Origin of the sequence: Thiobacillus sp. (assembly GCA_024235835.1) — a bacterium.
GTDB lineage: Bacteria > Pseudomonadota > Gammaproteobacteria > Burkholderiales > Thiobacillaceae > PFJX01.
The window spans coordinates 489,618-510,210 of sequence record JACKLQ010000001.1 but is presented as its reverse complement, the minus strand read 5'-3'; the positions used below and the strand labels follow the sequence as shown (position 1 = coordinate 510,210).

The window sequence follows — 20,593 nt, the reverse complement described above, 5'->3', positions numbered from 1 at the left end:
ATGGCTCTTGATCTTATGGCGGCTTTCACGGAATTGCCGCCACCCATTGATTATGTTCTGCCTAATATGGTTGCTGGCACTGTTGGTGCTCTTGTGTCGCCTGGTGGGGCTGGTAAATCCATGTTGGCCCTTCAATTGGCTGCACAGATTGCAGGCGGGCCTGATTTACTTGAAATAGGCGAGTTTCCCACCGGGCAAGTGGTCTATCTGCCTGCTGAAGATCCACCGGCCGCTATTCACCATCGTCTGCACGCCCTTGGGGCACACCTCAGCGCAGCGGAACGGCAAGCCGTGGCTGATGGTTTGCTCATTGAACCCTTGATCGGTAAATGCCCAAACATCATGGCTGCTAGCTGGTTCGATGCTCTCAAACGAGCCGCTGAAGGTCGTCGCTTGATGATCTTGGACACTTTGCGGCGCTTCCACATTGAGGAGGAGAACGCTAGCGGGCCGATGGCGCAGGTTGTTGGGCACATGGAGGCCATAGCCGCTGATACAGGCTGCTCCATTGTGTTTCTGCACCACGCGAGTAAAAGCGCAGCCATGATGGGGTCGGGCGATCAACAGCAGGCCAGTCGTGGATCGTCCGTACTGGTTGATAACATCCGTTGGCAATCGTACCTATCCGGCATGACGCAAGGCGAGGCCGAGATACTGGGGGTCGATGATTGTCAGCGTGGGTATTTTGTCCGCTTTGGCGTCAGCAAGGCCAACTATGGCGCACCTTTTCAAGAACTCTGGTTTAGACGGCACGACGGCGGCGTGTTGAAGCCTGCTGTACTGGAGCGGCAGTGCAAGGTGAAAAGGAGACAGCGTGAAGAAGCCTAAGCATGACCTGACCCACGTCCGACATGATCCCGCGCACTGTTTGGCACCTGGCCTGTTCCGCAGCCTCAAGCGTGGCGATCGCAAACGCTGCAAGCTGGACGTGACCTACACCTTTGGCGAGGACGAATCCATGCGTTTCGTCGGATTCGAACCTCTCGGGGCCGATGATATGCGTCTTTTGCAAGGCATCGTGGCCCTTGGCGGCCCGAACGGCATCTTGCTAACCCCGGAACCGACCAGTGAGACGGGGCGACAGCTACGGCTATTCCTTGAACCCCGTTTCGAAGCCATTGAGCAAGACGGCTTGGTGGTTCGTGAGAGCCTGACCAAACTGCTCTCAGAAACGGGCATGACGGATAGCGGCGACAACATCAAGGCGCTCAAAGCCAGCCTGCTGCGCATGTCGAACGTCACCATCCTTGTGACGAAGGGACGGCGGCAAGCCGCGTTCCACCTGATGAGTCATGCTTTTGACGAGACGGACGGCAGGCTATGGGTTGCCCTGAATCCGCGTATTGCCGAAGCGATCCTGGGGCATCGTCCATATGCCCGTATCGACATGGCGGAAGTGCGGGTGCTACAGACTGATCCGGCACGGCTGATGCACCAACGGCTATGCGGCTGGATCGACCCCGGCAAATCCGGGCGCGTGGAACTGGACACGCTTTGCGGCTATGTCTGGCCAGATGAAGCCAATGCCGAAGCTATGAAAAAACGCCGTCAGACTGCCCGGAAGGCACTGGCCGAACTTGCCGCCGTGGGTTGGGTAGTGAACGAATACGCCAAGGGAAAATGGGAGATCAAGAGGCCTGGCCCCACGGCAACTGCACCCGTTTACCGTCGTAACGTTCCCTTGTTACCGTCGTAACGCTCCCCTTCTGCCGTCGTAACGTTCCCCGTCCCAATTTGGAAAACCCAGACGGTGCGCTGCTTTGCGGGCAGTTTGGGAAATCCATCCAAGATTATCTAAAGATAATCCATCATGCGCGGTGCAGCTCGCGCCTTGAGGGCGCGTTCTGACCTTGCCAATAAAGCCCTGGCGGGCTTTATCAATCGGCCATAGGCCGATGGTTTAACGCCAAGAAGAGAAGGCGGCTTCAGTGGCCGCTGAAACGCCTTGTGAGAGGGGAAAACAACCCGGAGTCCCTTATTCCATGAGCTGAAGCAGAATCTGCGTCTAACGGTGCTGGAGGGCCGCTGTGTGCACTTGTAGTTATCTGTACTGAAACCTTGGCTCGAAACGTGAAATGGCTAAGCAGTGCCCATTCGTTCGGTAAGAATAATAAGAAGATTATTATTCTTATTATTACCAAGCAGGAATGAGCCGTGTGTGTTGGACGCCCATAACCAGTAACCTGCGTGAAGGTGTCAACATCAGGAAAGGTTGCCCCTCAAGTATCAATACGTCGCCTTAGTGGTATGACGGGAGGGGAGGCAAATTTCTTGTGTTCATTGACACTTGAGGGGCGGGTTATGCCCTTCTTTTTTGGCGTCCAACTCGCCCCATCGGGGCGAATGGTTTGTGTCGATTGTTGGCATTTTAGGTTCCGATTTAAAGCCGATTGAGCAGCGATTTTGAAGCGACTATGTCGATTGCAGGCCGATTTGGTGACGATTACGGTTATGTTGCCAAGAATCGGTGTTTGTTTGACGATAAAACGCTTTACGTTCGATATGCGCTAGATTTTCAATAGTGGGTGAAATGCGGGCAGGATGGGTGAAGTTAGCTAACCGGCAAGCCGGTTATCTATCTTCACTGTCCCTTATTCGCGCCGGGGGCACTCAACGGGAATCCTGCCCTGCGGGGCTGATCGGCTACCGCCGGTTGCAAGAGTATAGGTCTTGCTATTTTTAATATCTTTGATAGCATGGTTGTCGGGTACACCAAAAGGGTATTGATATGGCAAATGTGCTTATCAGGAATTTACCCGCCGAGGTGCACCGTGCGTTGAAAGTTCGAGCAGCGCTCAACGATAGGAGCACCGACGCGGAAATACGCGAAATACTGACGGCGGCAGTACAGCCGCTAGAGCTTGAAGAGATTGGCCGGGAAGTTGGCTTGTCCGAAAGCGATAAAAAAACAGAGTAGTTTTACGTTTGTAAGTCCGGGCCTCAGCGCCAAGGGCAATACCGATCAGCTAGTGGCGTAGCTCTTCGATGAAACGTTGCCGAGAACAAGCACAACGCTTGGTCAAGGCAATGCCTTCTTTTCATCGACGGAGTACGACCATGAAGTCCAAAATTTTAGCGGCTAAAAAAACCGCTCTAGCCGTTGCACTCGCAACCGGCTTTATCACCACTACCACCGCCCCTGTGCAAGCTGGTATCCCCGTCATCGACGGCGGCAACCTGGCCCAGAACATCATGACGGCCATCGAGTCGGTGGCGCAGACGCTCAAGCAGATTGAGCAGTACCAGACCCAGTTGCAGCAGTACGAAAATCAGCTCCAGAACACGATGGCCCCAGCCGCGTATATCTGGGATCAGGCGCAGACTACGATCAACCGGCTGATTGCCGCGCAAAACACGCTGGCCTATTACGAGAACCAGCTAGGCAGCCTGGATCGTTACCTGGCCAAGTTTCAGGACGTGGCCTATTACCGCAGCTCGCCATGCTTCAACGGCAGCGGCGGATGCACGCCGGCCGAAAAGGCAGCGATGGAAGAGAACCGCCGCCTGGCGTCAGAGTCGCAAAAGAAGGCCAACGATGCCCTGTTCCAGACCGTTGCCGACCAGCAAAAGGCTTTGAAGGATGACGCCCGTACCCTGGAGCGGCTGCAAGGCGCGGCCCAGGGTGCAACTGGCCAGCTACAGGCCATCGGCTACGCCAACCAGCTCGCCAGCCAGCAGGCCAATCAGCTCTTGCAGATTCGCACCATGTTGACCGCCCAACACAACGCGGAGGCAGCCCGGATTGCAGCAGAACTCGATGCCGAGGCGCGAGGTGATGCCAGGGCCGAGCAAATGCGTACCTGGACGTTTCGCCCGAGTCCGGCAGACAACTACTAGGGAGGCGGTGAGATGAAAAAAATCTTTTTTACTACCGCGGCTACGTTGCTGTTGTTGGCTGGATGTGAACAGGAAAGGATGCCCGAACCAAATGCGGCGACGTGTGCCCCCGATGCGTTCCAGGCAGCACTGAATGAAATGCGCAGCGAAGCGAACCGAGAGGCCTTTACCGAGGAATGCAGAGCATTCCAGAAGGCCAAGCAGATGCGTCAGTGGGAGTTCAAGCCCAGCCCTAAAGATGATTATTGAGGTGGTCGCCATGAGAAAGAAAATTGCTCTAGGTGGCTTGATGATGGTCGCCACAATGGTGCTGGCTGAACCTGCAATGGCGCAGGAGCTAAGTAGCAGCGGTGTTATGAATGATGTGCTCAAGCGTTTTCATGATGCTGCCGCAACATGGGGGCCAGCTATTGAGTCCGCTGCATCGCGTTTGTTCTGGACGCTGGTTGTGATTTCGATGGTCTGGACATTCGGCATGATGGCTTTGCGCAAGGCCGACATTGGCGAGTTCTTCGCGGAGTTCGTTCGCTTCACGATCTTCACCGGCTTTTTCTGGTGGTTGCTGACGAATGCGAACCAGGGCATGAATATCGCCGGTACGATTGTTCAGTCATTGCAAACTCTGGGCGCGCAGGCGGGGGGACTTTCCAATAGCAATCTTGGGCCCTCCAGCATCCTTGATCTTGGTTTCGAGTTATACAACCGCACAGTACAGGCCACCTCGGAGCTGGGATGGCGGCAGATGGCAACTGCTCTGGTCATGGAGCTAATGGCCCTGGCTGTTTTGTTTGTCCTGGCGTTGATTGCGGTCAACCTGTTGCTGTTGCTCGCATCAGCCTGGATTCTGTTGTATGCCGGTGTGTTCTTCCTTGGCTTTGGTGGAAGTCGTTGGACTTCCGACATGGCGATCAATTACTACAAGACCGTGCTGGGCCTGGCCGCACAGCTTATGGCAATGGTGCTTCTGGTTGCGATTGGCAAAGAGTTCATCAATCACTACTACACGCAAATCAGCGAGAACATGGCATCCCAGGAACTGGCCGTGATGTTGGTTATATCGGTCATCTTGCTTTTCTTGGTCAACAAAGTTCCGCCGATGATTTCTGGTCTTGTGTCTGGTGGTGGTATTGGCGCAGCCGGTGGAATTGGAAACTTCGGTGCGGGTGCGGCAGTTGGGGCGGCGGTGACGGCGGCCAGTATGGCAACTGGCGGCGCTGCCCTGGCAGGTAAAGCGGTTATGGGTGCCGCAGCCGGTGCAGCCGGAGGTGCAAGTGCACTCCAAGCGGCTTTTCAGAAAGCATCAGCGAGTATGGAAACCGGCGGTGACATGTCCAGCATGGGGTCAGTTGTCAGCAGTGGCGGAAACGGTGGTGGTGAAGCGGGTACTGCTGGCAGTAGCCCATTCGCCCAAGCGGCTGGCTTTGGTGACAGCGGCAGTAGCTCAAGCGGTGGCGGCTTTGCCAAGGCCGCGAAGCTGGCCACAGGCACGGCCTCCGAGTTAGCCAAGGGTGTCGGCTCTCAAGTGAAGCAGGGATTCCAGGAGCGAGTGAGCGAAACCACAGGCGGAAAACTGGCTGCTTCGATACGCGAAAGCATGGAGCCGAAAGAAGCAAGCCAATCTGGCCAGTTCGAGGGCAATAGCTTGGGCGCCGATTCTGGCCCAGATAGTAACGAAGTCAGGAGTTAGCACGATGACGACATCAACATACATGGCCGCATTGGCGGCCCTGGATGAAGCGCCAAGGGAAGAAGTCAGCCAGGTATTTATTTCGCCGCTGGGTGATCAATCGACCGAGGTCGATGCAGAGACAGAAACAGCCGCTTTTGTATCACGGCCAGACCCTATGAGAGAGAGCGAAACTAAGCCGATAAGTATTGAGGTTAATGGCGGCAGGAATGAGCGGTCAGCATTCGCGGAGGCGGCGGGGCTGTACCTGTAGGCGCACCGGGCTGGCCACAACCAGCCCGGCACTTTCAATCAACACCTACTGGAGAGGTGAATTATGACAACACAACATATTATCGAACCAGGGCAAGCAGTGCATCAAGCAGCGGCTATTCTTTCTTCTTTGGAGTACATCAACCAAGCGGAAGCGCGGAGCCTTGGGCCATTGGCCGAAGCCGTCGCTAATGCTTTTATGGTGGTGTACTACCAAGCTGAAACGGGCCGGGCGACACAGGCTGATTTTCAAGAAGCAATGAACGCCTTGCGCCAAGCGTGCAGCTAATGACGAAAGGGCGGCCACTCGAACTGGCCGCCTTTTTCAATCTTCACTGTTTGGCCATTCCCGACCCACAGACGGCGCATCCATCCATTCGCGTTCCTCCGGCGGCAGCGGGTAAGCCCCGGATGCTTCCGCGTCGGCCAGTAGTTCGGCCAGTGTGTAGCGCACCCGACCAGTGGAAACGGCGCGGGCCGGGTCGGCCTTCTCATGCAGCCTGTTCTCTAGGTTCTTTGGGTCTGTCATCGGGCGACCTCAGCAAGCATGGATACTAGGTGTTCCAGGTCAGTGATCGAATGCGCCAGGAAGCGGCCGGCGCGGCAATCTGCAATCATTTCCTCAGTTTTTTCCTACTCATGTTCAACCTCGTTCGTACCAGCTCTTCGAGCGATTCACCACGCGCACGACCAGCAGCATCACCGGCACTTCGACCAGGACGCCGACCACGGTTGCCAATGCAGCGCCGGAGTGCAGACCGAACAAGCTGATGGCGGCCGCCACGGCCAGCTCGAAGAAGTTGCTGGCACCGATCAGGGCCGAAGGACAGGCGACAGAGTGCTTTTCCCCCGCCCGCTTGTTCAGCCAGTAGGCTAACCCGGAATTGAAGAACACTTGAATCAAGATCGGCACGGCTAGCATGGCGATCACTAACGGCTGCCGGATGATGGCCTCGCCCTGGAAGGCGAACAGTAGAACCAACGTCAGCAGCAGCGCGGCCATCGACCACGGCCCGATCTTCTGCATGGCCCGTTCAAAGGCGGCCTGTCCTTGCTTGAGCAGATGCCGCCGCAAGAGCTGCGCCAGGATCACCGGCACGATGATGTAGAGCACGACCGAAATCAGCAGCGTGTCCCAAGGCACCGAGATCGAGGACATGCCCAGCAGCAGGCCGACGATGGGCGCGAAGGCCACGATCATGATGGCGTCGTTCAGAGCCACTTGCGAGAGCGTGAAAAGCGGGTCGCCGTTGGTAAGGCGGCTCCACACGAACACCATTGCCGTGCAGGGCGCGGCGGCCAGCAAGATCAAGCCCGCGATGTAGCTGTCCAGTTGATCGGCCGGCAGGAACGGAGCGAACACTTGTCGGATGAACAGCCACCCCAGCAGGGCCATCGAGAATGGCTTGACGGCCCAATTCACGAACAGCGTGACGCCGATGCCGCGCCAATGCTCTTTGACCTGGTGCAGCGCCCCGAAGTCGATCTTGACCAGCATCGGGACGATCATTACCCAAATCAGCAGGCCCACCGGCAAATTGACCTGGGCCACTTCCATGCGGCCTATGGCCTGGAACACGTCAGGAAGGCCCTGGCCGAGCGCAACACCGGCGACGATGCACAGGGCCACCCACAGCGTCAGGTAACGCTCGAAGCCGCTCATCGGGGCCTGGCGCGGCTTCGCGGCGATGGCCTGTGCGCCGGCGCTCATGCTTCCTGCTCGGTCTTGCCGATGTTCGCCAGCTCGCGCTTGATGGCCGTCTGGTCAAGCATTTTGAGAGGCAGATTCACGAACAGGCGGACGCGGTTCATCATGTGCCGGAAGGTTTGTTCGAAGGCCCGGCGCTTCTCGGCGTCAGTGCCTTCGACGGCGGCCGGGTCTTCAAATCCCCAATGCGCCGAGATCGGCTGACCAGGCCACACCGGACACATTTCGCCGGCGGCGTTGTCGCAGACGGTGATGATGAAGTCCATCTTCGGTGCGTCGGGCGTGGCGTACTCGTCCCAGCTCTTGCTGCGCAGATTCTCGGTCGGGTAATTCACCGACTCCACCTTTTCGACGGCGAAGGGATTGACCTTGCCGGTTGGGTGACTGCCGGCGCTGTAGGCGCGGAAGCGCCCTTGCCCCATCGTGTTGATGAGAGCTTCGGCCATGATGCTGCGCGCCGAATTGCCGGTGCAGAGGATGAGGACGTTATAGATTCTTTCGGTCATGATGTTTCGCTTTCTGGTAGTGGCTGGGGAGCAATGGCGATGGATGAAAGATCGGTGGCCTCGTCGATGACGTGGCCGGCCGCTTTCCGTTCGGAATAGCGGTCTGTCAGTGCTTCACGGTGCGGCCGTACCAGCGCCGTGAAGCGCACCAGTTCTTCCATCACATCGGCTATTCGGTCGTAGTACGGCGAGGGCTTCATGCGGCCCGCCGCGTCGAACTCTTGGAACGCTTTGGCGATACTCGACTGGTTCGGAATGGTGAACATTCGCATCCAGCGGCCGAGCAGACGCAAGGTGTTCACGGCGTTGAAGCTCTGCGAGCCGCCGGATACCTGCATCACGGCCAGGGTGCGGCCTTGGGTCGGCCGGATGCCGGCCATTTCAAGCGGCAGATGGTCAATCTGCGCCTTCATGACACTGGTAATCTGACCGTGGCGTTCCGGGCTGCACCAGACTTGTCCCTCTGACCACTCGGACAGGGCGCGCAGCTCCTTGACGGCCGGGTGATCGTCGCTTTGCACTTGATCGGGCAACGGCAAATCGGACGGGTCGAAGATGCGTGTTTCTGCGCCAAAGAATTGCAGCAGCCGGGCCGCTTCCTCGACGGCCAGCCGTGAGAACGAGCGGGCGCGCAGCGAGCCATACAGCAGCAGGATACGCACCGGCGGGGCGTCGGGTGCCAGCCCGAGCGCCGGGCGCTCGATGGCAAAGGATTTGTCCAAAGCGGGCAAAGAATCGGGGTCGGAAAGATGGCGAAGTCTCATGCCAACACCTTCCCGGCTTCCGTGGTGCAAGACAGGTTGCACACCTGGCCGCCGCAGCAGTTTTCCGTGAGAAAGGCCACCAGGTTAGTGGCCGTCGAAAAGTTCGCCTCGTAGATCACAAATCGGCCTTCTTGCCGCGACGTGACCATGCCGGCGTGTGCCAGCTCTTTCAGGTGGAAGGATAGCGAAGACGGCGGGATGCCGGCCGCTTCGCTGATTTTTCCGGCGGCCATGCCGGCGGGGCCGGCCTGGACGAGAAGCCGGAACACCGCGAGGCGCGATTCTTGAGCGATGGCCGCCAGGGCGGCTACAGCATTTATCGTTTCCATGTTTCAATAATAGTCGAAATATGGAGTGTGCTCAATAGCTCATTTAAGCTGTAAAAATGAGCTAGGCGCATTTAGATCGATATGTGATAAATTGGCCTGCCAGTTTAAGATGGGTGCATTTGAGTATGCCCAAAGGAGCCCGCAAGTATGCGCAGGACGAAGCCAGTAGCCGCGCCGATGGTGGCGCGGGTCTATCTGCGCGTCAGCACCGACGCGCAGGACTTGGAACGCCAAGAGGCGATCACTACGGCCGCGAAGGCCGCCGGCTACTACGTCGCCGGCATCTACCGTGAGAAGGCATCCGGCGCACGCGCCGACCGGCCTGAGCTGCTGCGCATGATCGGCGACCTACAGCCCGGCGAGGTGGTCATTGCCGAGAAGATCGACCGCATCAGCCGCCTACCTTTGCCCGAGGCCGAGCGCCTGGTGGCCTCGATACAGGCCAAAGGCGCACGCCTGGCCGTCCCTGGCGTGGTCGATCTATCCGACCTGGCGGCCGAGGCCCAGGGCGTCGCCAAGATCGTGCTGGAAGCCGTGCAGATCATGCTTTTTCGCCTGGCCTTGCAGATGGCCCGCGACGACTACGAGGACAGGCGCGAACGCCAGCGCCAAGGCATTGAGTTGGCCCGCCAGGCCGGGCGGTACAAGGGCCGCCGTGCTGATCCGAAGCGCCGCGCCCAAGTTGTCGCGCTGCGCAAGTCCGGCTACAGCATCAACAAGACCGCCGAGCTGGCCGGGTACAGTGCGGCCCAGGTGAAACGGATATGGGCCGAGGTCAGCCAGGCCGAAGCGAAGCAGCACGGCGCGTTCGTGGAGGACGCATTGACGGAAGCCGATGCCCTGGCCGCTGTCGGCCAGGATGAGCGCCAGGAGGAAAGGGCATGAAGAAGCCGAACCAAGACGACGAGCCGTTTTTCATCACCGAGGAGATTGCGGCCGAAATGATCGCCGGCGGCTATGAGTTCGAGCTGCCGCCCATTCCTTGCACCATCCGCCTACGCGACGTGCTGGAGCGCATGACCGATGCTGAGCTAGCATTGCAGCCGGGCGAGATCGCCGACCAGGAGCGTGAACGCTGCCGGCGCAAGCCGTGTTCAACCTCATGATCTGGTCATGGTATTTTTCATGGCACTGAGCCTGATAGTTCTTGCAAATTGTTGTCACTAAAGGGTTTTGTGTGCTTGTTTACAATCGAGTGGGAGTGACGGGCACTGGCTGGCAATGTCTAGCAACGGCAGGCATTTCGGCTGAGGGTAAAAGAACTTTCCGCTAAGCGATAGACTGTATGTAAACACAGTATTGCAAGGACGCGGAACATGCCTCATGTGGCGGCCAGGACGGCCAGCCGGGATCGGGATACTGGTCGTTACCAGAGCCACCGACCCGAGCAAACCCTTCTCTATCAGATCGTTGACGAGTATTACCCGGCATTCGCTGCGCTTATGGCAGAGCAGGGAAAGGAATTGCCGGGCTATGTGCAACGGGAATTTGAAGAATTTCTCCAATGCGGGCGGCTGGAGCATGGCTTTCTACGGGTTCGCTGCGAGTCTTGCCACGCCGAGCACCTGGTCGCTTTCAGCTGTAAGCGTCGCGGTTTCTGCCCGAGCTGTGGGGCGCGGCGGATGGCCGAAAGTGCCGCCTTGCTGGTTGATGAAGTACTGCCTGAACAACCCATGCGTCAGTGGGTGTTGAGTTTCCCGTTTCAGCTGCGTTTCCTGTTTGCCAGCCGGCCCGAGATCATGGGGCGGGTGCTGGGCATCGTTTACCGCGTCATTGCCACGCACCTGGTCAAGAAAGCGGGCCATACCCACCAAGTGGCCAAGACGGGCGCGGTCACCCTGATCCAGCGTTTTGGATCGGCGCTCAATCTGAATGTTCACTTCCACATGCTGTTTCTCGACGGTGTGTATGTCGAGCAATCCCACGGCTCAGCGCGTTTCCGCTGGGTCAAGGCGCCGACCAGCCCAGAGCTCACCCAGCTGACGCACACCATCGCCCACCGGGTGGGTCGCTATCTGGAACGGCAAGGCCTGCTGGAACGGGATGTCGAAAACAGCTATCTGGCCTCGGATGCGGTGGATGACGACCCGATGACACCCCTGCTGGGGCACTCGATCACTTACCGTATCGCTGTCGGTTCACAGGCGGGGCGAAAGGTGTTCACTTTGCAAACTCTGCCGACCAGTGGTGATCCGTTCGGTGACGGGATTGGCAAGGTAGCCGGGTTCAGCCTGCACGCCGGCGTGGCGGCCAGGGCCGATGAACGCAAGAAGCTCGAACGGCTGTGCCGGTACATCAGCCGCCCGGCGGTATCCGAGAAGCGGCTGTCGTTAACACGAGGCGGCAACGTGCGCTACCAGCTCAAGACGCCGTACCGGGACGGCACCACGCACGTCATTTTCGAACCATTGGATTTCATTGCAAGGCTGGCCGCCCTGGTACCGAAGCCCAGAGTCAACCTAACCCGCTTCCACGGGGTGTTCGCACCCAACAGTCGGCACCGGGCGTTGGTCACGCCGGCAAAACGGGGCAGGGGCAACAAGGTCAGGGTGGCTGATGAACCGGCAACACCAGCACAACGGCGAGCGTCGATGACATGGGCGCAACGGCTCAAGCGTGTTTTCAATATCGACATCGAGACCTGCAGCGGCTGCGGCGGCGCCATGAAAGTCATCGCCTGCATTGAAGACCCTATAGTGATCAAGCAGATCCTTGATCACCTGAAGCACAAAGCCGAAACCAGCGGGACCAGGGCGTTACCCGAAAGCCGGGCGCCACCGGCTGAGCTGCTCCTGGGTCTGTTTGACTGACGAGCCTGAAGGCCAACGATACCAATCAAAATGCTGCGTTCACAGCGCCGCGGCAGGGATCCGCCGTGCTGGTTGTCGGAAAAGGAGCCGCTAGTGGGAAAGAGGAGGGTAAATTTTCAGCGTTGCTGGCTCCCCGTCAGCCGGATTGGGTTGCATCGCAGGGGTGTCGAAAGAGTCAACTGCGGTCCAAAGCTGTTGGACTTGGGTGAAAAGGGCGTTTATTCTTCCTATACGTTGTCGGCAGCGGGCCAAAAAGGAATACGTCCATGCCCATCGAGGTGAAACCGGCTGTGAGCGCGGGTTCAAGCATATAGCCCGACAGGCGCGTATCCTTGCCGATCACGACACGATGGCGGTGGTCACCGCGACGAAAGACACGGCCAGCCGCCATGCCGACGCGCAAGGCGGTTTCCGCCGTCATCGCGCCTTCGTTGGCTTTGCCACGAATACCGTCTGTGCCGAAATATTTGCGCACCATAAGGTCGATTATCCTGTCGTCGGGTCGCCCTCAAAGGGGACATGCCTGCTGAACCGCGAATATAGAGAAATATCCCGAATGTGCAGTTAACGAATTCTTGCGGTTTCTTTCAGCGCCGCCAATACCGCCAGCCCGTCGCGCAAGGGGCGCGGCTCGTGTGTGCGGATGAAGTCAGCTCCACCTGCGGCGGCGGCAAGCTCTGCAGCGAGTGTCGCGGCCCCGACATCCCCCGGACCACGGCCTGTGAGCGCGCGCAGAAAGGATTTGCGCGAAACAGACAGAAGCACCGGCAAATCGAAGCGCAGCCGCAATTCATCGAACCGCGCCAGCACCGAGAGCGAGGTTTCGGGAGCAGCCCCCAGAAAAAACCCCATGCCGGGATCAAGGACAAGGCGGTTGCGTTTGATACCGGCACCCGTCAGCGCCGCGATGCGCGCGTCAAAGAACGCCGCAATGTGATCCATGATGTCGCCAGCGGGTGCCTCGCGCCGATCTGCCTGCCCGTCTTGCACCGAATGCATAACGACGAGTTTGGCAGATGATTTCGCCAATTGCGGATAGAACGCAGCGTCTGGAAAACCGCGAATATCATTGAGATAGGCCACACCACGCGACAAGGCATAGGCTTGCGTCGCGGGTTGATAACTGTCGAGCGAGACGGGAATGCCATCTGCCTTGAGCGCGTCCAGCACCGGCGCGATACGCGCGATTTCTGTGTCGGACGAAACAGGCGCGGCGTCGGGATTGCTGGATGCCGGACCGAGGTCGATCACATCTGCCCCCTCGGCCATCAGCTTACGCGCCTGCGCAATGGCTGCGTCTGGCGCCAGATACCGGCCTCCATCGGAGAAACTGTCCGAGGTTATGTTGACGATGCCGAAAATGATGAGCGATTTATTCATGGGGGCTTCTATAATAATAATAATCGAGCATGAGTCTCATACGGATGCTCGGGTCGAAAGGGAATCCCCAGGCGAGTAACCTGTTTGCGGTGATCCATTAGCTGCAGGAGCAGAAGAGCATACATCTGGAAGCAAAGCCAGGAAAGCGGCCTATGGAGCTGTGCGGCAGCGCTCAGTAGGCAATTTTTCAAAATATTGTTAAGCCTTTTCTGAGCATGGTATTTTTCATGGTATTACCAATTAGCAGGAAAATAAGCCATTGAATATAAAAGATAAAAATGTCTTGTTTACAATAGAGTGGGAGTGATGAAAAAAGGGGCCTCCAGGCCCCTTTTTTGTAAGTTCAGACGTCCTGCCCTTCAGTCCTCTTCCTGCGCCGGCTTGAACCTGGCCGCCAGTTGCTGTTGCACCAGGGGCGGCACCGGGTCAAAGTGGCTGAATTCCAGGCTGTAGGAACCCTGGCCGCCGGTCAGTGACTTGACCCGGGACTGGAAGCTTTCCAGTTCCGCCAGGGGGGCCTGGCCCAGCAGGGTCAGCATGCCGCCCCGGCCGGTCTGGTGGCCGGTGATCTGGCCCCGTCGCCCGGAAAGGTCGCCGCTCACGTCGCCGATGGTGGCTTCCGGGGTGGTTAGCTCGATGCGCACGATGGGTTCCAGGATGATGGGCCGGGCATTGGCCGCCGCTTCCTGGAAAGCCTTGCGGCCGGCGGTGACGAAGGCGATTTCCTTGCCGTCCACGGGATGGGTCTTGCCGTCATAGACGGTTACGCGCACGTCCTGCAATGGGAAGCCCGCCAGCACGCCGCCCTCCATGGCCTGTCTTACACCCTTCTCCACGGCGGGGATGAAGGTGCCGGGGATGACGCCCCCCTTCACCGCGTCCACGAACTGGAATCCGGCACCCCGCTCCAGAGGTTCGATGCGCAGGAAGACCTCGCCGAACTGGCCCGCGCCGCCTGTCTGCTTCTTGTGGCGGTGGTGGCCCTCGGCGGCCTGGGTGATGGTCTCCCGGTAGGGAATGGAGGGCGGATGGGTGTCCACGTCCAGGCGGAACTGCTCCCGCATCTTTTCCAGCACCGAGGCCAGGTGGGTTTCGCCCAGGCCGCGGATGACCGCCTCGTGGGTGGTGGGATCGTGCTCCACATGGAGGGCGGGATCCTCGATGACGAGCTTGTGCAGCACTTCGGACAGCTTGTCCACGTCGGATTTCTTCTTGGTACGCACCGCCAGGCCGAACACCGCATGGGGAAAGTCCAGGGGCCGCATATGGATGTGGTCATCCTCGGGGGCATCGTGGAGCACGGAGTCGAAGGAAAGGTCGTCCACCTTGGTGACGGCGCAGATGTCGCCGGGCACGCAGGCGTCCACGGGTTCCAGCTTCTTGCCCTGGAGGCGGTACAGGTGGGCCACCTTGAAGGGCTTGCGCAGCTCGCCGATGTAGAGCTGGGAATCCGGGGTGACGGTACCCTGGTGCACGCGGAACACGGCGGTACGGCCCACGTAGGGGTCCATCTCCACCTTGAACACGTGGGCCAGCACATGCTTGGCCGGGTCCGGCTCCGCCAGGATGGGCTTGGCCGCTTCGCCTTCGCCCTTCACGAACAGGGGAGGATTGCCCTCAGTGGGGTTGGGCAGCAGCTTGACGACGATGTCCAGCAGTTCCTTGACGCCGGTGCCCTGGCGAGCGGAAACGAAGCAGACCGGCACCAGGTGGCCTTCCCGCAGGGCCTGCTCGAAGGGGGCATGGAGTTGCTCGGGCGATACGTGTCCCTGTTCCAGGTAGGTGGCCATGAGGTCTTCGTCCACCTCCACTACCTGGTCGATCAGGGCGCCGTGGGCGGCCTCCACTCCCAAGAAGTCGGCATTGCCGCCGGGATTGAAGAAACAGTCCGTGACCTCGCTGCCACCTGCGGCCGGCAGGTTGATGGGCAGGCACTCCCGGCCGAAGGCGGTCTGGATTTCTTCAAGCAGGGCAGAGAGGTCAGTGTCCGGGGTGTCGATCTTGTTGACGATGACCATGCGGCACAGCTTGCGGGTCTGGGCCCAGTGCATCATGCGGTGGGCGGTGAGTTCGATGCCCTTTTTGGCATCCAGGACCACTGCAACGGTGTCCACGGCGTCCAGGGCCGTCAGGGCCTGGCCCATGAAATCCGGGTAGCCGGGGGTGTCCAGCAGGTGGATGTCGCACTCTGCCGACGTCATGTGGCTTACCGCCACCTTCACGGAATGGAGGTGGGCTTTCTCCAGGGGGTCGTAATCACAGACGGTATCTCCCTTTTCGACGCTTCCCATGGTGCTGATGCTCCCCGCCTGGGCCAGCAGGGCCTCGGCCAGGGTGGTCTTCCCTGCGCCGCCATGACCTACCAGGGCCAGTGTTCTTATGTTTAGAGGGGATGATGAGGGCATGTTCTTCTCCTTGGCTGAATACTAGTGGTAGCGTCCTCTTTCCTGGCTACACCGTCAATTAGTGTTTGGTAGGTTCAGTCCCGGGTATTTGTTGTGATTTTGCAACACACCGCCACATGGCCATTTTCGATGTTTCAAGACTGGGTTGTTTCGAAAACATCAATATTAGAAAATGCTTATGACACTGGTGCTCGATGCTTACTCCCTAAGCATTATCAGTGTTGTCTCCTCCATCCTCCTCCTTAGGTGGATTTAGCCCGGTCACCCGACCGGGCTTTTTTTTTGCCCCTACAGTGGGACAATGCTGCACAGCCCGTCACGACAGCATCAGGAAGCGATGTCCCAGCCCCTCTGGTATCTACGCCAAAGTCCCGGTGCCTCGGTCATCGGACCCTTTCCCGCGCTACAGGTCCGGGAATTCCTCCAGAACGGAGAGGTCACCCCGGCCTGGGAAATCAGCCTTGACCAGGTGGACTGGCTGACCATCGTGGAAAGCGGCCAGTTCGAGCCCGAGAAGACGCCGCCGTCGGAGCAGGGCGAGATGAACCGGCAGTCCTGGCGGGAGGAGCGGGCCCAGGCCCGGCGCCGCTGGCTGCACGACACCTCCGACATCGATCTGGCTGAACCCCATGACCTGGCCATGGAACGGCGCGTGCGTCAAGCCCTGGTCCAGGACCAGGCCCAAACCGATACCTTGCTGCAAAAGCAGCAGGGCCGGCGCCCCCCCGTGGTGGCCGGCTTGCTGGCAGTTCTTGTCCTGGTGGGGGCGATTTTTTTCATCTGGCAGGCGCAAAAGGGTGGATCTGGAATCCAGGCCGGGATCAGCCTGGTGGCCACATGCGGCGCTCCCCTTGCCGAGGCCGTCAACTGGGGTCGCTGCGACAAGCGGGGTCTGGCCGCGCCGGGAGCCGTGGCCAGAAACACGCGCATGGAGCGGGTCAACCTTGAAGGGGCCAACCTGTCCCAGGCCGACTTGAGCTACGCCGCGCTCAACCACGCTAACCTGCGCAATGCCAACCTCAAGGGCATCAATCTTTCTGGCGCGGATCTCACCGGCGCCGACTTGACGGGGTCGGACCTGTCCCAGGCCGACCTGCGATTCGCGGTCTTGCAAGATGCGCGCCTGGAAGGGGTGCGCCTTGAGGGCGCGCAATTGGAGCGGGCGGTCTGGCCGGATGGCCATCAGTGCGGCGAAGGGGCCGTCGGACAGTGTCCCTGAAGCACATCGCCTCCCGGGATAACCCCACCTTCCGTCATCTCCACGGGCTGGCCCGGAATGCCAGGGACCGGCGGGGGCAACGCCAAACCCTGCTGGACGGCGAACATTTGCTGGAGGCTGCCCTCCAGGCTGGCTTGAAGCCCTGTCTGCTGGCCTTCGCCGAGAGCTATCCACAAACGGCCTTGGCGGCCTGGCTGTACCGTCTGGGCCCGGTTCCTTCCATCTCCCTGGCGGATGGCCTGTTCGCCGCACTTTCCCCCGTGGAAACCCCCACGGGTGTGCTGGCGGTGCTGGACATCCCAGAGCGGGTGACGGACGACGAGGGTTTCATACTGTTGCTGGAGGACATCCAGGACCCGGGCAACCTGGGGGCCCTCCTGCGGGTGGCCGCTGCCGCTGGCGGTCATCGGGTCTGCCTGTCCAAGGGCTGCGCCGAGGCCTGGTCGCCCAAATGCCTGAGGGGCGGGCAGGGGGCCCAGTTCCAGCTTGCCGTCCAGGAAGGTGTTGACCTGGAATCTGTGGCCAGGGACTTCCCAGGCCCGGTCTATGCCGGAATGCTGGGAGTTTCTCGAAGTCTCTACGACCTGGACCTGTCAGGCCGGGTGGGGTTCGCTTTCGGCAATGAAGGGGCTGGATTGAGCCGGGAATTGCAGGCGGCCTGCCAACCCTTTTCCATTCCCATGCCCGGACGGGTGGAGTCCCTCAACGTGGCCACGGCCGCGGCCGTGTGCCTGTTCGAGCGGGTGCGTCAGATCTCCTGATCCGGCAGCGGCGGCAGGCACTGCTTGATGAGGGCGGCAATCTCCTCCACCGAGCGGTGGGTGCTGTCCACCACTGGGATGCCCGAGTCCCGCATGCGGGATTCGGCCTCCTGCAACTCGTTCTGGCAGGTTTCCAGGGAGGCGTAGCTGCTGTTTGGGCGGCGTTCCTCCCGTATCTGGGCCAGGCGTTCCGGCGCCAGGGTCAAGCCCCACAGCTTGTGGATGTGGGGCTTGAGGGTCCGGGGCAGGCCGGGTTGCTCGAAATCCTCAGGCGTCAGGGGGTAGTTGGCCACCCGCAGGCCGTACTGCATGGCCATGTACAGGGACGTGGGGGTCTTGCCGCTGCGGGACACACCTACGAGGATCAAGTCCGCCATGGCATATTTTGCCTGGCTCAGGCCATCGTCCACATCCAGGGTGAAGTTCACCGCGTCGATGCGGGAATGGTAGGTGCCAAAGTCCTTCATGCCGTGAGCCCGGCCCCGCTTGGGTTGGGGCTGGATGCCCAGTTCGTCCACCATCATGCCCAGGAAGTGACCGTAGATGTCCATCACCAGGGCCTTGCATTCATTGAACACCGCCCGAGCCTCCGGGTCGGTCAGGGTGGAGAAGACCATGGGTCGGATGCCGTCGTGCTCCCAGGCATCATGGATCTGCCTGGCCGCTGCCCGGGTCTTCTCCAGGGAATCGATGAAAGGCATGTTGATGACGTGGAAGTGCTGTCCCGGAAATTGGGACAGCAGGCTCTTGCCGATGACCTCGGCAGTGATGCCGGTGTGGTCGGAGATGAAGAAGACCGGGCGGGCAGGGGGCATGGTGGACTCTCGGGACAGTCTGGGTGGAATCAGGGCACGTCGGGGCCGATGTAGAGTTCGTCTGCCAGGGCATCCAGGTTGCCGGTGCCGCTGGAAGGCTTGGGACGGGGTAGATTCTGCCCGTCCGCATAGACGCTTTCCATGATCTCGATGAAGCGGCGGGCCTGGGGCGACATGAAGCGGCCTTTGCGCAGTACCAGGCCGTAGCCTCGCTGGGGGAAATACTCGGTGAGGGGGATGCGGGCCAGCTTTTCGTCGCCCGTCAGGCAGATGTCGGTGACGATGGAAATGCCCATGCCCAGTTCCACGTATTTCTTGATCACCTCCCAGCCTCCCGCCTCCAGGGTCACGGAGAAGGTGAGGTTGTGCTGCTGGAACACATATTTGACGATGCGCCAGGTGGACAGATGGCTGGGGGGCAGGATCAGGCCGAAGTGGCTCACGTCCTCCAGTGTGACCTTGCCGCCTTTCCGGTCCTTGACGGCCAGGGGGTGATCCTTGGGGGCGATCAGCATGGGGTCGAAGGTGACCACGGGGGTGTATTCGATGTCTTCAGGCACATCCAGCATGGAACCCACGGCGAAGTCGATCTCGTCCCCCCGTAGCATCTTCAGGCCGTCCCGGCCTGTGACGTTGTGCATCTTCAGGGATACGCCCGGATAGGCCTGGACGAAACGTCGCACCGGTTCCGGCAGGATGTAGAGGATGGTGGATTCCCCCGCGCCGATGTTCAATTCGCCGGAATCGATCTTGCCGAAATGGGCGGTGAAGTTCTCCTGCAGCCGGTCGATGCCCTCCACCAGGGGGTCTGCCAGCTGATAGAGCACCTCGCCCTCCGGCGTCAGCTTCAGGTTGGGGCCCCGGCGCTCGAACAGGGTGGCGTTGAGTTCCCGTTCCAGGGCCTGGACCTGCAGGGACACCGAAGGCTGGGACAGAAACAATTTTTCCGCGGCCTTGGAGATGCTGCCGCTGCGCACCACCTGGGAGAATGCCCGCAACTGCTTGAGACGGCTGTTCTTGTAGTAGAGAGGGGAGTCTTCACGCATGGTCGTCTCCGGTGTCCAATCCACTCACATTAAAGCATTCAATACACATAATTGAAATAATTGCATCATTCAATCATTAAAAAATTCTTAGACTTCAATCCGCAACAATTAAGACTAGATGGTCCTTAATTCCGACAGATTTTGTCGGGTTTGACGGAGAGGAGCGGATGAGCAATTTGCTGTTTGCCGGCATCTTCATGGCCCTGCTGGGCGGATTTCTGGCGTGGCTTCTGGCCATGGCCAACAAGCGCCTCTACGTCTACGAGGATCCCCGCATCGAGCAGGTGGAGGAACTCCTGCCCAAGTCCAACTGCGGGGCCTGCGGCACCGCCGGCTGCCGCAACTTCGCCGAGCAGGTGGTGGCGGGCCAGATCGAGCCGGCCAAGTGCACGGTGAATGCCCCTGACATGAACGGCTACATCGCCAAGTTCCTGGGCGTCGAGATGGGCACCCTGGAAAAACGGGTGGCCCGCCTGGCCTGTGCCGGCGGTCGCCACGTGGCCCGCATGCGGGCCCATTACCAGGGCCTCAGTTCCTGCCGCGCCGCGGCGGTGGTGGGAGGCGGCGGCAAGGCCTGCGCCTGGGGTTGCCTGGGCCTGGGCGATTGCGAGACCGAGTGCGGGTTTGATGCCATCAGCATGAACCAGTTCGGCCTGCCCGTGGTGGACACGGCCAAATGCACCGCCTGTGGCGACTGCGTGGACGTGTGCCCCAAGGACCTGTTTTCGTTGCAGCCTTTATCCCATCACCTGTGGGTGGCCTGCAAGAACCACGCCGACGGCGACACCGCCGAACTGCAGTGCGAGGTGGCCTGCACCGCCTGCGGCAAGTGCGTGGCCGATGCACCCGCGGGCCTCATGCACCTGGATCGGGACTTGGCCGTGATCGATTACAGCAGGAACAAGCTGGCCACGCCCAAGGTGATCGAGCGTTGCCCCAGCGGAGCCATCGTCTGGCTGGACGATGGCAGGATCAACAAGGGCAGGGAAGCGAAGCGCATCGTGCGCACCGAGCCCCTGCCCATGGAAAGTGCGCTCTAGGCCCAGGGCCGACGCGGTTGTCGAGAGGAGAAAC

The 20,593-nt window shown here is 59.9% G+C and carries 24 protein-coding genes and 1 pseudogene; 15 read left to right on the top strand and 10 right to left on the bottom strand.

Annotated elements, in window-relative coordinates:
* From H6935_02490 to H6935_02455, 8 genes are all read left to right on the top strand, one after another.
* The gene (locus H6935_02490) at window positions 1–828 is read left to right on the top strand and encodes an AAA family ATPase (GenBank protein ID MCP5277212.1); all 828 of its coding nucleotides are present in this window, start codon (window positions 1–3) and stop codon (window positions 826–828) included.
* Window positions 815–1,696 carry a replication protein C gene (locus H6935_02485; GenBank protein ID MCP5277211.1) on the top strand — a complete coding sequence of 294 codons (882 nt, stop codon included), beginning with the start codon at window positions 815–817 and terminating at the stop codon, window positions 1,694–1,696. Before H6935_02490 ends, H6935_02485 begins: the two co-directional genes overlap by 14 nt.
* Before the next feature lie 1,032 nt (window positions 1,697–2,728).
* Complete coding sequence (locus H6935_02480) at window positions 2,729–2,917, top strand: stabilization protein (protein MCP5277210.1); 189 nt, start codon at window positions 2,729–2,731, stop codon at window positions 2,915–2,917.
* A gap of 140 nt (window positions 2,918–3,057) precedes the next feature.
* Window positions 3,058–3,837, top strand: coding sequence for a P-type conjugative transfer protein TrbJ (gene trbJ / locus H6935_02475; protein ID MCP5277209.1), 780 nt, complete (start codon window positions 3,058–3,060; stop codon window positions 3,835–3,837).
* A gap of 12 nt (window positions 3,838–3,849) precedes the next feature.
* A complete protein-coding gene (trbK, locus tag H6935_02470; GenBank protein MCP5277208.1) occupies window positions 3,850–4,086 on the top strand; it encodes an entry exclusion lipoprotein TrbK in 237 nt (78 codons plus the stop codon).
* A gap of 10 nt (window positions 4,087–4,096) precedes the next feature.
* Window positions 4,097–5,524 carry a P-type conjugative transfer protein TrbL gene (gene trbL, locus H6935_02465; protein ID MCP5277207.1) on the top strand — a complete coding sequence of 476 codons (1,428 nt, stop codon included), beginning with the start codon at window positions 4,097–4,099 and terminating at the stop codon, window positions 5,522–5,524.
* Between the two features lie 4 nt (window positions 5,525–5,528).
* Complete coding sequence (locus tag H6935_02460) at window positions 5,529–5,777, top strand: hypothetical protein (GenBank protein MCP5277206.1); 249 nt, start codon at window positions 5,529–5,531, stop codon at window positions 5,775–5,777.
* A gap of 63 nt (window positions 5,778–5,840) precedes the next feature.
* Window positions 5,841–6,065, top strand: a complete 225-nt coding sequence (locus H6935_02455) for a type I toxin-antitoxin system ptaRNA1 family toxin (GenBank protein MCP5277205.1) — start codon at window positions 5,841–5,843, stop codon at window positions 6,063–6,065.
* A 36-nt stretch (window positions 6,066–6,101) separates the two neighbouring features.
* On the opposite strand, the gene H6935_02450 is transcribed toward H6935_02455, so the two are convergent.
* The 5 genes from H6935_02450 to H6935_02430 form a co-directional block, all read right to left on the bottom strand.
* Window positions 6,102–6,305 carry a hypothetical protein gene (locus tag H6935_02450; protein MCP5277204.1) on the bottom strand — a complete coding sequence of 68 codons (204 nt, stop codon included), beginning with the start codon at window positions 6,303–6,305 and terminating at the stop codon, window positions 6,102–6,104.
* 114 nt (window positions 6,306–6,419) lie between these two features.
* Entirely contained in the window at window positions 6,420–7,487 is a 1,068-nt protein-coding gene (gene arsB / locus H6935_02445; GenBank protein MCP5277203.1) for an ACR3 family arsenite efflux transporter, read from the bottom strand.
* The gene (locus tag H6935_02440) at window positions 7,484–7,990 is read right to left on the bottom strand and encodes an arsenate reductase ArsC (protein ID MCP5277202.1); all 507 of its coding nucleotides are present in this window, start codon (window positions 7,988–7,990) and stop codon (window positions 7,484–7,486) included. Before H6935_02440 ends, arsB begins: the two co-directional genes overlap by 4 nt.
* A complete protein-coding gene (gene arsH / locus H6935_02435; protein ID MCP5277201.1) occupies window positions 7,987–8,754 on the bottom strand; it encodes an arsenical resistance protein ArsH in 768 nt (255 codons plus the stop codon). The genes H6935_02440 and arsH overlap by 4 nt, the downstream gene beginning before the upstream one ends.
* Window positions 8,751–9,083, bottom strand: a complete 333-nt coding sequence (locus H6935_02430) for a helix-turn-helix transcriptional regulator (protein MCP5277200.1) — start codon at window positions 9,081–9,083, stop codon at window positions 8,751–8,753. The genes arsH and H6935_02430 overlap by 4 nt, the downstream gene beginning before the upstream one ends.
* 147 nt (window positions 9,084–9,230) lie before the next feature.
* Between H6935_02430 and H6935_02425 the strand changes: the two genes are divergently transcribed.
* The 4 genes from H6935_02425 (at window position 9,231) to H6935_02410 (ending at window position 12,175) form a co-directional block, all read left to right on the top strand.
* Window positions 9,231–9,968 (top strand): recombinase family protein, encoded by a 738-nt coding sequence (locus tag H6935_02425; protein MCP5277199.1) that lies wholly within the window; start codon window positions 9,231–9,233, stop codon window positions 9,966–9,968.
* Window positions 9,965–10,189: a hypothetical protein gene (locus H6935_02420; GenBank protein ID MCP5277198.1), complete on the top strand. Its 225-nt coding sequence runs from the start codon at window positions 9,965–9,967 to the stop codon at window positions 10,187–10,189. The genes H6935_02425 and H6935_02420 overlap by 4 nt, the downstream gene beginning before the upstream one ends.
* 210 nt (window positions 10,190–10,399) lie before the next feature.
* On the top strand, window positions 10,400–11,893 hold the full coding sequence (locus H6935_02415) for an IS91-like element ISVsa3 family transposase (GenBank protein ID MCP5277197.1): 1,494 nt from the start codon (window positions 10,400–10,402) through the stop codon (window positions 11,891–11,893).
* Window positions 11,894–11,923: 30 nt separating this feature from the next.
* Window positions 11,924–12,175, top strand: coding sequence for a hypothetical protein (locus tag H6935_02410; protein MCP5277196.1), 252 nt, complete (start codon window positions 11,924–11,926; stop codon window positions 12,173–12,175).
* On the opposite strand, the pseudogene H6935_02405 reads toward H6935_02410, so the two are convergent.
* The 3 genes and pseudogenes from H6935_02405 to H6935_02395 form a co-directional block, all read right to left on the bottom strand.
* Window positions 12,129–12,371: pseudogene (locus H6935_02405) on the bottom strand (phosphoglucosamine mutase). The gene H6935_02410 and the pseudogene H6935_02405 sit on opposite strands and share 47 nt — an antisense overlap.
* 86 nt (window positions 12,372–12,457) lie before the next feature.
* Entirely contained in the window at window positions 12,458–13,273 is an 816-nt protein-coding gene (sul2, locus tag H6935_02400) for a sulfonamide-resistant dihydropteroate synthase Sul2 (GenBank protein ID MCP5277195.1), read from the bottom strand.
* 359 nt (window positions 13,274–13,632) lie between these two features.
* A complete protein-coding gene (locus tag H6935_02395; GenBank protein ID MCP5277194.1) occupies window positions 13,633–15,678 on the bottom strand; it encodes an elongation factor G in 2,046 nt (681 codons plus the stop codon).
* A gap of 337 nt (window positions 15,679–16,015) precedes the next feature.
* On the opposite strand from H6935_02395, the gene H6935_02390 reads away from it, so the two are divergent.
* Together H6935_02390 and H6935_02385 are read left to right on the top strand one after the other, a co-directional pair.
* Window positions 16,016–16,897 (top strand): pentapeptide repeat-containing protein, encoded by an 882-nt coding sequence (locus tag H6935_02390; protein MCP5277193.1) that lies wholly within the window; start codon window positions 16,016–16,018, stop codon window positions 16,895–16,897.
* Complete coding sequence (locus H6935_02385) at window positions 16,894–17,658, top strand: RNA methyltransferase (protein ID MCP5277192.1); 765 nt, start codon at window positions 16,894–16,896, stop codon at window positions 17,656–17,658. The genes H6935_02390 and H6935_02385 overlap by 4 nt, the downstream gene beginning before the upstream one ends.
* Here H6935_02385 and H6935_02380 read toward each other — a convergent pair.
* Together H6935_02380 and H6935_02375 are read right to left on the bottom strand one after the other, a co-directional pair.
* Complete coding sequence (locus H6935_02380) at window positions 17,646–18,473, bottom strand: kinase/pyrophosphorylase (protein MCP5277191.1); 828 nt, start codon at window positions 18,471–18,473, stop codon at window positions 17,646–17,648. The genes H6935_02385 and H6935_02380 overlap by 13 nt on opposite strands.
* A gap of 29 nt (window positions 18,474–18,502) precedes the next feature.
* Window positions 18,503–19,519 carry a LysR family transcriptional regulator gene (locus H6935_02375; GenBank protein ID MCP5277190.1) on the bottom strand — a complete coding sequence of 339 codons (1,017 nt, stop codon included), beginning with the start codon at window positions 19,517–19,519 and terminating at the stop codon, window positions 18,503–18,505.
* A gap of 167 nt (window positions 19,520–19,686) precedes the next feature.
* On the opposite strand from H6935_02375, the gene H6935_02370 reads away from it, so the two are divergent.
* The gene (locus H6935_02370; GenBank protein ID MCP5277189.1) at window positions 19,687–20,559 is read left to right on the top strand and encodes an RnfABCDGE type electron transport complex subunit B; all 873 of its coding nucleotides are present in this window, start codon (window positions 19,687–19,689) and stop codon (window positions 20,557–20,559) included.
* Window positions 20,560–20,593 lie beyond the last annotated feature (34 nt).